Origin of the sequence: Moorena sp. SIO3E8, assembly GCF_010692445.1 — a bacterium.
Classification (GTDB): domain Bacteria; phylum Cyanobacteriota; class Cyanobacteriia; order Cyanobacteriales; family Coleofasciculaceae; genus Moorena; species Moorena bouillonii.
Map to the genome: position 1 here is coordinate 14,384 of NZ_JAAHHM010000012.1, position 12,241 is coordinate 26,624.

The window sequence follows — 12,241 nt, forward strand, 5'->3', positions numbered from 1 at the left end:
CTTCTGCCTTCTGCCTTCTGCCTTCGATTCGGCGCAAGCGTGTAAGTATTCAACCGAACATGATATAAGATGCGTATTCTATTCCTCCATCCCAAGTCTTTCTCCCAATTTTCCCACCTCGCTAAGGCATTAGCCCAAGATGATACTAATCAGGTTGTCTTTGGCACTCAGCGCACAGCAGGGAAATTGCCTAAGGTTTCCAAAGCCATCTACAGCGCTGTGAAGACAGTGGGTGCAAAAACTCACTACTACCTTCACAACCTGGAAAGAGATGTCCATGAGGGTCAAGCAGTCTATCACCTATGTACCCGGCTCAAGTCTGAGGGATTTGTTCCTGATGTGGTTTATGGTCATTCCGGTTGGGGCTCGACGCTATATATCAAAGACGTTTTCCCCCAGGCAAAACTGCTGTGCTACTGGGAGTGGTTTCACCATGCCCATGGCTCAAATTTTGACTTTGATCCCTCTGACCCCCTGACCTCTGACGATGAAACCCGGATTCGGACCAAAAATGCTTCAATGTTAATCAGCTTAGTCAGTTGCGATCGCGGATTGTCTCCCACCTACTATCAGTATCAGCAGTTTCCACGGGAGTTCCACAGCAAAATCACTGTACGTCATGATGGCATTGACACTGAGTTCTTTAAACCCAAGCCTGGAGCGAAATTAGTTCTGCCTCGGATTGACTTAGACCTGTCCGAGGTTGACGAACTAATCACCTATGTCGGACGGGGAATGGAACCTTACCGGGGTTTTCCCCAATTTATGGAAGCGGTGGGGATTCTCCAGCAGCGACGACCAAGGTGTCATGTGGTGGTGGTGGGGGATAATCGGATTGTCTATGGCAAACCTCTACCAGATGGCAAAACCTACAAGGAATTGATGTTGGACAAGGTACCTCTGGATTTAGAGAGAGTCCACTTCACTGGCTTCCTGCCCTACTCAGAATATCTGAAAGTCCTGCAAGCTTCCTCTGTCCATATGTATCTGACCTATCCCTTTGTTTTGTCTTGGTCGATGCTAGAGTCAATGGCTACCGGGTGTTTGGTAGTTGGCTCTAATACTGCTCCGGTGATCGAGGTGATACAAAACAGGGTCAATGGATTATTAGTAGACTTTTTCTCTCCAGAAGACATTACGGATCGGGTGGAGGAAGCTCTGGATAATCCGGACAAGATGGCTCGGATTCGGGAGAATGCCAGGGAAACGATTCTACAGCGCTATGATTTGGCTAAGTTATTGCCTCACCATATCCAGTGGATACAGGAGGATTGAGTTGGGTGCATCTCATATTTGTAAAAAAGAATGTAAGTGTGGGGAGTGTGGGGAGGGTGGGGAGTGTGGGAAGTGTGGGGAGATAGGGAGATGGGGAGATGGGGAGATGGGGAGATGGGGAAGATTTTTATTAAGGGTAATTATCCTAACATGATATAGCGATTTGCAGATAAGTTAATTGTGAAAATGGGGCAAAAAAGATAAAATTGACTTCTTAATTGGCAATAATAAATAACTTAGGTTGGATGCCAACTGCTCTATTCCCTGTTCCCTGTTCCCTGTTCCCTAAAAAACCATAAATATGTACTTAACAAAGTCGCAAACCGCTATATCATTGGTCATTTTCCTTCAGAGGAGAGATAATTGACTCAATTTTTATCAAAAATATCCGGTTTTTTTGTCCTGATATTGACTGTCATAAAATCCTGAAAGCAAAGAGCAATAATGGTTTGGTTTTTTATCAATAAATTTTTGGTAAATTTATTTTATAAGGACTATAATTTACCAAAAATTTATCAACAATTGCCGGGAATTAGATTAAGATATAATCCTAGAGATTACTGCAAAACTATGACTCAAATTAAGGTAAGCTATCAGCTATCAGCTAATGCGCTACTTGAGGTGCTACTTGAGGTGCTATCAGCTGATGCGCTATAGCAATCCTAAATCATTTGTAAAATCACTGGACTTCTTAAAAACTAGCTCCAACTCCGTTCCCTTCTGCCTTCTGCCTTCTGCCTTCTGCCTTAAAGTAAGAGATTAATCTTCGGGTGGGCAGTGCCTACCAACGGGATTGGCAAGCAAAGGTATCTGTCTGATGCACTGCCCACCGACATGAACTTGAACTTAATTTTTTGAAGACAGTTAACCTAATTTAGGTCCAGATTAATCTTCGGGTGGGCAGTGCCTACCAACGGGATTGGCAAGCAAAGGTATCTGTCTGATGCACTGCCCACCCTACATGAACTTGTAACTTGTAACTTGTAACTTAACATGCATGAGATCACCCCGATTAGAAGTGATTAACCGGACTTGATATGACCTATCCCTCCAACGGCGCAAGTAGATTTTTTAATGATCTCACGTTGGGTTCAGTAGCATAATAATAAGTTAAGTAGGTATACTATGAATAGTAAAAATCAAATTCACCTGGTTATGGGAGTTTCGAGTGCTGGCAAGTCTACATATATTGAATCAAGGATGAAAAATGGAGAATGGAACGACATTCCGGTAAGATTTCCTGTTGAATTAAATCACCCATTAAGGGGTTATTTATTAAACCAAAACTGCATAATTCATTACAATTTGTATAGGCCATATAATAACAATGTAGACCATTTGGTTGATGACTTTATGGTAGATCCAGCGTTAGTTAAAATCCTCAACTATCGTGAAAGGATTAGAGCTTATATATTAGTTGCGCCTCGTTCGGAACTTGTTAAGCGGTGTTTATTAAGAACAACCATTGAACCGACCTTTAGGAAAAATCTAACCCACCGATATTCACCAAAAATCATATTGGATCTTTTGTGTCGGCTTAATTTAACGGATTTTTACAAGAAATGGTTTTTGCTCCTCAGACAATATGAGATAACTTTTGAGATTATCAATTCTGCCGATAACTATTTACCAATTTCCTCCATATCAGAAGCTTTGGACTTATTATCCCTAGAGCAACCAACACACTATTCACAACAAGAACTAGACTATATTGTTGACAACAATATGTTTGGTCATCAGAAAATAGAAGTATATCCTAATAAATTCACTCCTGGTCAGGACAGGTCAGCCAATTTAATAGTTTTAGATCAAGACTTGACAGGGAAATCTGTTTTAGATATTGGATGTGCTTATGGGTATTTCTGTTTTGAGGCAGAAAAAAGGAATGCTTCGAGAGTTGTTGGCACAGAAGTAAAGCGTCATCGATTCCGCGGCTGCAATATTTTAAAAGAAATTCTTGGAAAAAGTAGCGTATTTTTGGAGCAAGACATTTTTACTGACCCGTTAAACGAGAAGTTTGATATAGTGCTATTGCTAAATGTAATACATCAGCTGAAGGAACCCATAAAGGCTCTAAGAACGATCTCACAGCTATGCAACGAAAAATTGATTATCGAATTCCCTACCTTATCAGATCAAAGATTCAAGTCTACTATTTCGTCATCTATTATTTCGGGCTTGCAGAATTTGTTAGACCGTGATAGAAGCGATTCCTCACTGCCACTTATAGGGGTCAGTTTAAATTCCACCAAAGACCAAACTTTTTTATTTTCAAAAGAAGCGCTGAAAAGGATACTTGTGGAGCACGATAACCTCTTTAAAGAAATCGAATTTAAACAGTCGAAAATCTCTCCCGAAAGTACGATTGCCATTTGTTATAAATAGTGGGACTAAGGGCGATAATCTGAGACAGAAATAGAGCTATAGCGTTTCTAGGACTCATGAGGTACACAGGATTGTTTCACTCTTGCCTAATCCCTGCTCCCTGCTCCCTGCTCCCTGCTCCCTAAAACCTAGATATTTGTACCTCACAAGTGGCAGAATTGCTCTAATATATATAGAGTCTGCTTTTTAGGTTCGTATTCGTCCCTACTCAATCCGATCAAAGAAACCGTTTCCACAGCAATGCCCCCGTGCTTTGAGAGATGGTGTAGCGCGTTTTGACGATGTCTTCTACAGGAAAGCTCAAAGAAAAGAGTCCAGATTAATCCTAGGGTGGGCAGTGCCTACCAACGGGATTGACAAGCAAAGGAATCTGTCTGGTGCACTGCCCACCATGAACTTGTAATATCATGTCCGGATAATTAGTTATCACAAACCTTATTCGATGAAACCTTACTTCTTTACTTCTGCCTTCTGCCTGCCCCCCTTAATAAGGGGGGTTAGGGGGGATTCCTTCTGCCTTGCTTTTGCGCTTAGTATAAGTATTCAACCGGACATGATATAACTTGTAACTTGTAACTTGTAACGATTAGAAGTGATTAACCGGACTTGATCTGACCTATCCCTCCAACGGCGCAAGTAGATTTTTTAATGATCTCAGGTTGGGTTCAGTAGCATAATAATAAGTTAAGTAGATATACTATGAATAGTAAAAATCCAATTCACCTGGTTATGGGGGTTTCGAGTGCTGGCAAGTCTACATATATTGAATCAAGGATTAAAAATGGAGAATGGAACGACATCCCGTTAATAATGGATGTTGCAGTAACTCACCCCTTGATGGGTGAGTTATTAAACAAAGAGTGCATAATTCATTACAATTTGTATTGGCCCTATAAAAACAATGTAGACCAGATTGGTAATGACTTTCTGGGAGAGCCAGCGTTAGTTAAATTACTAAACTATCCTGAAAGGATTAGAGCTTATATATTAGTTGCGCCTCGTTCGGAAATTGTTAAGCGGTCTTTATTAAGAACAACCATTGAACCGATCTTTAATAAAAATCTAACCCCGCGATATCCAAAACAAAGAATATTCGAGCTTTTGTGTCGGCTTGATTTAACGGATTTTTACAAGAAATGGTTTTTGCTCCTCAGACAATATGAGATAACTTTTGAGATTATCAATTCTGCCGATAACTATTTACCAATTTACTCCATAGAAGAAGCTTTGGACTTATTATGCCTAGAGCAACCAACACACTATTCACAACAAGAACTAGACGATATTGTTGACAACAATATGTTTGGTCATCAGAAAATAGAAGTATATCCTAATAAATTCACTCCTGGTCAGGACAAGTCAGCCAATTTAATAGTTTTAGATCAAGACTTGAAAGGTAAATCTGTTTTAGATATTGGATGTGCTTATGGGTATTTCTGTTTTGAGGCAGAAAAAAGGAATGCTTCGAGAGTTGTTGGCACAGAAGTAAAGCATCATCGATTCCTTGGCTGCAATATTTTAAAAGAAATTCTTGGAAAAAGGAGCGTATTTTTGGAGCAAGACATTTTTACTGACCCGTTAAAGGAGAAGTTTGATATAGTTCTATTGCTAAATGTAATACATCAGCTGAAGGAACCCATAAAGGCTCTAAGAACGATCTCACAGCTATGCAACGAAAAATTGATTATCGAATTCCCTACCTTATCAGATAAAAAATTTAAGTCTACTATTTCGTCATCTATTATTTCGGCCTTGCAGAATTTGTTGGACCGTGATAGAAGCGATTCCTCACTGCCACTTATAGGGGTCAGTTTATATTCCACCAAAGACCAAACTTTTTTATTTTCAAAAGAAGCGCTGAAAAGGATACTTTTGGAGCACGATAACCTCTTTAAAAAACTCGAATTTCAACAGTCAAAAATCTCTCCCGAAAGTACGATTGCCATTTGTTATAAATAGTTGACTCATTGGGAATGGGGAATGGGAAATGGGGAATGGTATAGCACTACGCGCAAGGCAATAGGCAATAGGCATGCTAGCAATAGCTGATTATAATAGCTTTTGCTGCTTTTATAAATGTCCTAACCTTAATGCGTAGTGCTGTACTAAATAAGCCTCCAAGCTATAATTCTGAAATATTATTTTTTGACGAACCCCTGAAAGAAACAAGAAACCTTAAGCCGATTCGCTGATCTGAAAATCAAGCCGATTGGTGGATATCGTCAAACCGTAATTTATCAATGGCAAAGGATTAATAGCAGTTCTTAATTGGGTGAGGTACTTTCGTCCTAGGTTTTAGGAAGTAGGGAGTAGGGAAGAAAGAATATGGAAGAGCTAAGAGGTAAAAAAAACTGTGTATATCATAGTTATGAAAAACGCTGTAAATTTAGGGTAAATTTAGTGGCTAAGGAATTTAATTTACTAAAAAAATATAAAAAATTGCCGGTTATTATATTAAGATCTAATCCTAGAGATTACTGCAAAACTAGGACTAAAATTAAGCTAAGCTATCAGCTATCAGCTATCAGCTATCAGCTAATGCGCTACTTGAGATGCTACTTGAGGTGGGCAGTGCCGACCAACGGGATGGGCAAGCAAAGGTATCTGTCTGATGCACTGCCCACCCTACATGAACTATGGGGAGGGTTGAGGAGGAAACCGTTAAGAGGGTGGGTAGATTAATCGTAGGAGATTAATCGTTTGGTGGGCAGTGCCGACCAACGGGATGGGCAAGCAAAGGTATCTGTCTGATGCACTGCCCACCCTACATGAACTTGAACTTTTAGCGTTTCAATAGATGCACCACCAACGGATACAGAGAAATAACTAGGACTCCATAGCGCAGTTTTCCCGCATGGCTTAAGATATCCACTTTGTCCGTATCTGCGACTTGATACTCCTTTTAGGCTGTTAACTATTTGAGAGATTGATATTTTAGGCGGGTACTCAATTAATGCGTGTACGTGATCAGACTCTCCGTTGAACTCCCTAATTTCAAATCCCATCTTTTCAGCCACCTCCTTGAACGAGTCTTCAATGGTCTTGAGGCTTGTTAAGGTCAGGATCTTTTGACGGTATTTAATGACACACACTAAGTGTATTTGCGTTCTTTGTAACGCTGTGTTGTTCTTTCCGGAAAGTCATTGTCAAATCTTGTATGCTACTATATAATCAGAGTACAGACCTACTTTGAGCATTGCATTGAAAGCTAGATATCAGTATCGTTTTTATCCAACAAACCAACAAAAACAGGACTTAGCTAGATTATTTGGTTGTGTTCGCGTGGTTTGGAACGATGCTTTAGCTATTTGTAAGCAATCTAAGAAAGTATTAAAATCTGGAGATTTACAAAAGTTAGTCATTACTCAGGCAAAAAAGACTGAATAAAGGCAATGGTTATCTGAAGTTTCTGTTGTTCCTTTGCAGCAGTCTGTTGCTGATTTAGGAGTTGCCTTTAAAAACTTTTTTGATTCCTGTAAAGGCAAACGAAAAGGCCGCAAGGTTAAGTCTCCACGATTCAAGAAACGTTCTAATAAGCAATCGGCACGGTTAACCCGTAGGGGTTTCTCTATTCAAGGTGATGGGGTTTACCTAGCAAAAATTGGAGTGGTCAAACCGATATGGTCTAGAGCACTACCTTTGACCAAAGGTCACGCTACGCGAACAGACCCAAGCTCTGTTACTATAATCAAAGATTGCAGTAATAGTTACTTTTTGAGCTTTGTAGTAGACATTGAACCTGTTAAAGTTCATGCTAAGAACCAAAGCATTGGAATCGATCTAGGTATCAAAACTTTCGCGCTTATTGAGTGACGGGATTCATGCCAAAAGCCCTGATTATTCAAAGCTAGATCGAAAGTTACGCAAAACTCAACGAAAATTTGCCAAGCAACCCAAGGGGTCTAACCGGAGAGAGCAAACTCGCATTAAAATCGCAAAACTAAACAATAAAATTACCAACAAAAGAAAAGACTTTCTACATAAACTATCAACCAAGATCGTTAGCGACAACCAAGTAATTGTCTTGGAAGACTTGAATGTATCGGGAATGGTCAAAAACCGTAAACTGGCACGAGCTATCAGTCAGCAAGGTTGGTCAGAGTTTAGAGCTCTTTGTGATGCGAAATCAGATAAGTACGGCAGAGATTTTCGAGTTATAAACCGTTGGGAGCCTACTAGTCAAGTCTGTTCAGATTGTGGCTTTAAATGGGGCAAGCTCGATTTATCTGTACGCTCAATACTCTGTGTTAATTGTGGAACCGAACAAGACAGAGACGAGAACGCTGCCAAGAATATAGAAAAAGTCGGCATGGGGCATCGGCACGACTTAAAACGGACAAGGAGGGGTGGTAAGACTGCTGAGACCGTAGGTCACGCTACGCGAACGGTAGCGCACCCCGACGATCTGTCAAGAATCACCGCTCTTCCAGGGCGGTGAGTATGTCAATACAATCGCATCATCCTAGACACCTTCCGCCAATCACCGTTTCCCCTACTCTGCTTTGACCTTCCTCAAGAAGAGTATCTGACCCAATTGGAGCAACGGATTAATCACCTATGCTCCCAAGTCAAAGTATCCATATCCCTCTCTATCCCAGCCGCCCAGAGATTCTATGAAACTAGGTTAGTGAATCAGAACGATATGGTTTCTTTGCCGCCACAAAATTCCAATCGAGATCATGACCACAGCAAGGACACTGAGCTGCTGGCTACCGCTGCAGAACTTTACCGGAATTTGATCCAAGCAGCAGGATTGACACTGGAGGAAACAGAGAAAGCAGTGGTGCAAACCTCTGGTTACACTGTCCCTTTAGAAGAAAGTATTACTGCTTGTCAGGAGGTGATTAAATCCCAGCCCGACAACCCTCATGCCTATTTCATGCTGGGTAATGCTCAGGGTCAGCAAGATGACATTGATGGTGCGATCGCTAGCTATGCAAAAGCCTTTGAGTTAGCTCCGGACAATTATTACTTCTACCGACATTTATCGACCCTGCTCTACCAGCAAGAGCGGTTGGATGAGGCAATCACTGTTTCTCAGCAAGCCCTTCAGTCACAGCCTGAAAATCCCTTGATTTATAGTACTCTTGGCCAAATCCAGCTTCAGAAGGGAAATCAAGCAGAAGGGATGGCTAACTGCCAAAAAGCTGCTGAACTAGCTGAGGGGGTGACAATTCCCCTGCAAGCTTTGTGTTTTTAGAGTTTCAGTTGGTAAGCCTTTGAGAAGATCGAGCCAGGGATGGTCATCCCAATTGAACTTGACCAACGAAAAAATTAGGTTTCAAGACAAGACCATCCCAAATAGGGGCGTTATTCAACCTGTCAATCGACCCAATCTTTTTTGGGATAGCATGGCTCAAAAGCTTACCCCAAGCAATTTTTAGCCTGGTTGTCACCCCCTCAGCAATTTATGACCTATCTTTTTTTACCATAATTCGCTCAATTTAATATATATCAAGGGTTACAGGGCGCTTGTCACCCCTTCAGCTGTATACTACATAAGCAAATTCAATTATCATGATTATTCTGCCTGCTTATTGAGAATGAACTCAATAGCAAAAGCTGAATGCCAGCATCCTTGTTATAAATCTTTTTGTAGTACGTCCTTCGGACGTAATGTCGGTTTGCAACTTTCTTACTTATTTTTCTCCAGACATGACCATTTCCCAACTGACTGGAGTTCCCTTCTTCACATCAGCTTTCACGGATTTCCCCAAGAGAATATCATAATATTTAGTAGGCAATCCGCACCCCGGTCTAATTGCTCTCAAATTCTTTGGGGTTAAGATATCTCCGGCTTGCATATCCTCAGCAATATCAAGACTCACATCACTAACTGTCTTCCTAAAATAAAGGCTTCAGCTGCTTCAACGCCTACGCTGGCTCCCCGCCAACGGGCTAAATGTTCAACGGCTTGTAATGAACGGGGATGAGGCCAGGGACGCATTTCAGACTGATAGGCTTCCAGGGCTTTGAGCTTGAAGTTGAGGGTTTCAGTTACATCTACAAACCAGTTGGGTGCAAAGATGGGGGCAGAGCCAGGGGGTTGCCATTCGGTACTGGAAGGTATTTCAAAAAATAGGAGTGATTTGACTGGATGTCCAGGGACAGGACGACAGGCGGTAATCACGGCTTCATGAATGCGGCGGTGATCAATGTTGACATCACCGCTATGGTGGGTGTAAACGATCTCGGGCTGATGTTGGTCAATGCCTTGTTCAACCACCTTAATCACATCCAACAGTTCACAACCATCCATACGATTATCGGGAAAATTATCGAGCGTGACAGAGGCTGCGCCTAAAATGTCACTGGCCTTATGAGCAGCCACAGCTAATCCCGAAAGTTGAGATTTCCATTGTGAGCGATCGCGATTGGAGGCTCGGCTTGTAGCACCTTCGGCTAGGATTAGGATATGAACAGTATTACCTTGTTGAACGTGTTGGGCTATGGTACCACCACAGCCCAATATCTCATCATCAGGATGCGCGGCGATCACGAGAACTGTATTCATCAATGCGACTCAAATCTTTAGCAACAGTTTCAATTAACTCATCCGATGGATTCACACAATCAATCTGCGAAACTACCATCACTAGCCGACGAATGTCCACATCATAGTGGCTCAAGACCCGCTTAAAACGGGGTAGATGCCCGGAGTGAAACTTCGACATACCAATTACTACATCCATCGATGGCAAGCCTTGGGGATAGGGCATTAAGGGCTCAATATAGCGAGCAGCAGCCTCAAACAACACAAACGGGTCAACCGGGCACTCGTAACCTGCCTGGTTGAGCAAATAGGCTAGGACTTCGGTTTGGGCGTTCCCTGCACTTCTACCCATACCCAGCAACGTGCCATCGACATAGGTGGCTCCAGCATCTACCGCTGCTAAACAGTTGGCATTGGCTAAGTCTAAGTTGTTATGCCCGTGAAAACCGACTGCAACATCGGAGCAATCGCGCACAACCCTAATATACTCTGCCACCTGGTTGGGCAACATACAACCCGCCGAATCTACCACGTACAGCATGTCCATCCCCCAGGTTTGTACCGAGTTAATGATGGGACCAAATTCTTCGGGAGACACTGCATAGCTCTTCATGAAATTGAGACTGACCTGCATTCCTAAGTCTTTGGCCAAAGCCACAAAAGGTTGGGCTTTTCCAATGTTGCCCACGTCGTTACCAATACGAATAAAGTCCATCCCCAACGCTTGAGCCTGACGAATGTGGTCGGCTGACCCAATACCAGGAATAAAAAAAGCACCAAACTGAGCTTTATGTAAGGCTGTAGTCGCTGCCTTAAGATAATCCTCGTCCGATTCAAAGGCTACGCCATAGCGCAATGACGAAGCTCCCAAACCTAAGCCATGGCCTACTTCTATCATCTTGATGCCAGCCGCTTCTAGGTGTTGGCAAATTTTGCGGGTATCGCGAGCTGAAAACTGAAAATTGGTAGCGTAGCTGCCATCCCGCAGAGTGCAGTCTACTAGATTAACTGATCGTTTTGAAGTCATCATTAATTATACAGCTCTAGCTTAAAGTCCTAACAATTTTGCTGCTGTGCGTCCCATAATTTGATCAATGTCATTGTCTGTAAAATGATGCCGTTTAAAGAAATCGAAATGACTACTAATTGCTTGGTCAAGAGGGATGAACGGAGCATCGGAACCGAACATGCAGCGGTGGGCACCCAAACTCTTCATGACAAAGGCAAAATCAGTTTCAACAGTGCTACCAATCCAGTAGGGCAAAGAGAAAGAAGTTTCAAAGTAAATTTGAGGATACATTTCAGCAATCAGAAATGCTTCTAAAACCTTGGCTCCACCACCATGAATCATAACAATCGGACACTGGATGCGCTCAGCAAGATGCACCACTAGAGGTAAACTGTAATACTTAAAAATCTTTTTGCTGCCATAGGCAGAACATACACAGACAAACAGACCTAGTTTTTCAGCCTGTTGGCAAATATCAGCAATTTGAGCGAAATGAGTGGATTCGATCTCTTGAAGATAAGGGTGGAATGTGATCGAAGAAAATCCACTCTTAGCTGCGTTCACTAATACATCTTGACAAGAAGGATCTCGAAAGTCGATTAAACAAGAAAATGATAGTTTGCGAGATTGCTTAAGCTCTATAAACTTTTGAATGTTATTAAAATCATTGAGCGGATTACTATCAAATAAGCACACCATACTATGATGAATATGATGCTGCTCAAATTCCGATATAATTCTAGTACTAAATACTTCTAAGGAATTGAAGGAAACATTAAATAGATCTGCTTCCTTGGGCGTGAAAACCGGATGAATACAAATGTCGATATATGTCATGGGTGTTTTTTCAAAATCAACATAAACTCTCGTTGTGGGATCGAGTGATAGCCATGCCGCATGATCACATGACGTGTAAGGCTCAAGGCAAAATCCAACATTTCTGATGGATTGTAATAGTAAACGAAATCTTATTTGGGATAATTGTCATCCATTCGAGTACTCAGCATATCTACCACCAATCCATCTCGACAGAGTGAAAATGCCGTCGTTACTATTGCCTTGGCATATGTAATATTTTC

At 41.8% G+C, this 12,241-nt stretch carries 12 protein-coding genes and 1 pseudogene; 8 read left to right on the forward strand and 5 right to left on the reverse strand.

The window, feature by feature from the left end:
* Positions 1-69 precede the first annotated feature (69 nt).
* The 4 genes from F6K46_RS07500 to F6K46_RS07515 all read left to right on the forward strand — a co-directional run bounded on the left by F6K46_RS07500 (position 70) and on the right by F6K46_RS07515 (position 5,619).
* Complete coding sequence (locus F6K46_RS07500; protein ID WP_293060578.1) at positions 70-1,275, forward strand: glycosyltransferase family 4 protein; 1,206 nt, start codon at positions 70-72, stop codon at positions 1,273-1,275.
* A gap of 36 nt (positions 1,276-1,311) precedes the next feature.
* Positions 1,312-1,434 (forward strand): hypothetical protein, encoded by a 123-nt coding sequence (locus F6K46_RS07505; RefSeq protein ID WP_293060576.1) that lies wholly within the window; start codon positions 1,312-1,314, stop codon positions 1,432-1,434.
* A gap of 966 nt (positions 1,435-2,400) precedes the next feature.
* Positions 2,401-3,660 (forward strand): methyltransferase domain-containing protein, encoded by a 1,260-nt coding sequence (locus tag F6K46_RS07510; RefSeq protein WP_293060574.1) that lies wholly within the window; start codon positions 2,401-2,403, stop codon positions 3,658-3,660.
* A gap of 699 nt (positions 3,661-4,359) precedes the next feature.
* Positions 4,360-5,619 carry a methyltransferase domain-containing protein gene (locus F6K46_RS07515; protein ID WP_293060572.1) on the forward strand — a complete coding sequence of 420 codons (1,260 nt, stop codon included), beginning with the start codon at positions 4,360-4,362 and terminating at the stop codon, positions 5,617-5,619.
* 821 nt (positions 5,620-6,440) lie between these two features.
* Here the strand turns inward: F6K46_RS07515 and tnpA are convergent.
* A pseudogene (tnpA, locus tag F6K46_RS07520) lies at positions 6,441-6,810 on the reverse strand (IS200/IS605 family transposase); the annotation flags it as partial.
* Positions 6,811-6,849: 39 nt separating this feature from the next.
* On the opposite strand from tnpA, the gene F6K46_RS40060 reads away from it, so the two are divergent.
* From F6K46_RS40060 to F6K46_RS07530, 4 genes are all read left to right on the forward strand, one after another.
* Complete coding sequence (locus tag F6K46_RS40060; RefSeq protein ID WP_365975313.1) at positions 6,850-7,047, forward strand: helix-turn-helix domain-containing protein; 198 nt, start codon at positions 6,850-6,852, stop codon at positions 7,045-7,047.
* Positions 7,048-7,080: 33 nt separating this feature from the next.
* Complete coding sequence (locus F6K46_RS40065) at positions 7,081-7,473, forward strand: transposase (protein WP_366510736.1); 393 nt, start codon at positions 7,081-7,083, stop codon at positions 7,471-7,473.
* Positions 7,466-8,098: a transposase gene (locus tag F6K46_RS40070; RefSeq protein WP_365975317.1), complete on the forward strand. Its 633-nt coding sequence runs from the start codon at positions 7,466-7,468 to the stop codon at positions 8,096-8,098. Before F6K46_RS40065 ends, F6K46_RS40070 begins: the two co-directional genes overlap by 8 nt.
* Before the next feature lie 189 nt (positions 8,099-8,287).
* Positions 8,288-8,860: a tetratricopeptide repeat protein gene (locus tag F6K46_RS07530; protein ID WP_293060570.1), complete on the forward strand. Its 573-nt coding sequence runs from the start codon at positions 8,288-8,290 to the stop codon at positions 8,858-8,860.
* 439 nt (positions 8,861-9,299) lie between these two features.
* On the opposite strand, the gene F6K46_RS07535 is transcribed toward F6K46_RS07530, so the two are convergent.
* Genes F6K46_RS07535 through F6K46_RS07550 form a run of 4 tightly spaced genes read right to left on the reverse strand, consistent with a single transcriptional unit; the run spans position 9,300 to position 11,999 of the window.
* Positions 9,300-9,488: an SAF domain-containing protein gene (locus F6K46_RS07535; protein WP_293060568.1), complete on the reverse strand. Its 189-nt coding sequence runs from the start codon at positions 9,486-9,488 to the stop codon at positions 9,300-9,302.
* The gene (locus F6K46_RS07540) at positions 9,485-10,174 is read right to left on the reverse strand and encodes a PIG-L family deacetylase (RefSeq protein ID WP_293060566.1); all 690 of its coding nucleotides are present in this window, start codon (positions 10,172-10,174) and stop codon (positions 9,485-9,487) included. The genes F6K46_RS07535 and F6K46_RS07540 overlap by 4 nt, the downstream gene beginning before the upstream one ends.
* Entirely contained in the window at positions 10,140-11,183 is a 1,044-nt protein-coding gene (locus F6K46_RS07545) for a 4-hydroxy-2-oxovalerate aldolase (RefSeq protein WP_293060564.1), read from the reverse strand. The genes F6K46_RS07540 and F6K46_RS07545 overlap by 35 nt, the downstream gene beginning before the upstream one ends.
* Positions 11,184-11,201: 18 nt before the next feature.
* On the reverse strand, positions 11,202-11,999 hold the full coding sequence (locus tag F6K46_RS07550; RefSeq protein WP_293060562.1) for an amidohydrolase family protein: 798 nt from the start codon (positions 11,997-11,999) through the stop codon (positions 11,202-11,204).
* Between the last annotated feature and the right edge of the window lie 242 nt (positions 12,000-12,241).

What these genes read in the sequence shown, in the direction of transcription:
- F6K46_RS07500 (WP_293060578.1), top strand. Translation starts at nt 70, where the DNA reads ATGCGTATTCTATTCCTCCATCCCAAGTCTTTCTCCCAATTTTCCCAC.
- F6K46_RS07510 (WP_293060574.1), top strand. Translation starts at nt 2,401, where the DNA reads ATGAATAGTAAAAATCAAATTCACCTGGTTATGGGAGTTTCGAGTGCT.
- F6K46_RS07515 (WP_293060572.1), top strand. Translation starts at nt 4,360, where the DNA reads ATGAATAGTAAAAATCCAATTCACCTGGTTATGGGGGTTTCGAGTGCT.
- F6K46_RS07540 (WP_293060566.1), bottom strand. Translation starts at nt 10,174, where the DNA reads ATGAATACAGTTCTCGTGATCGCCGCGCATCCTGATGATGAGATATTG.
- F6K46_RS07545 (WP_293060564.1), bottom strand. Translation starts at nt 11,183, where the DNA reads ATGATGACTTCAAAACGATCAGTTAATCTAGTAGACTGCACTCTGCGG.
- F6K46_RS07550 (WP_293060562.1), bottom strand. Translation starts at nt 11,999, where the DNA reads ATGACATATATCGACATTTGTATTCATCCGGTTTTCACGCCCAAGGAA.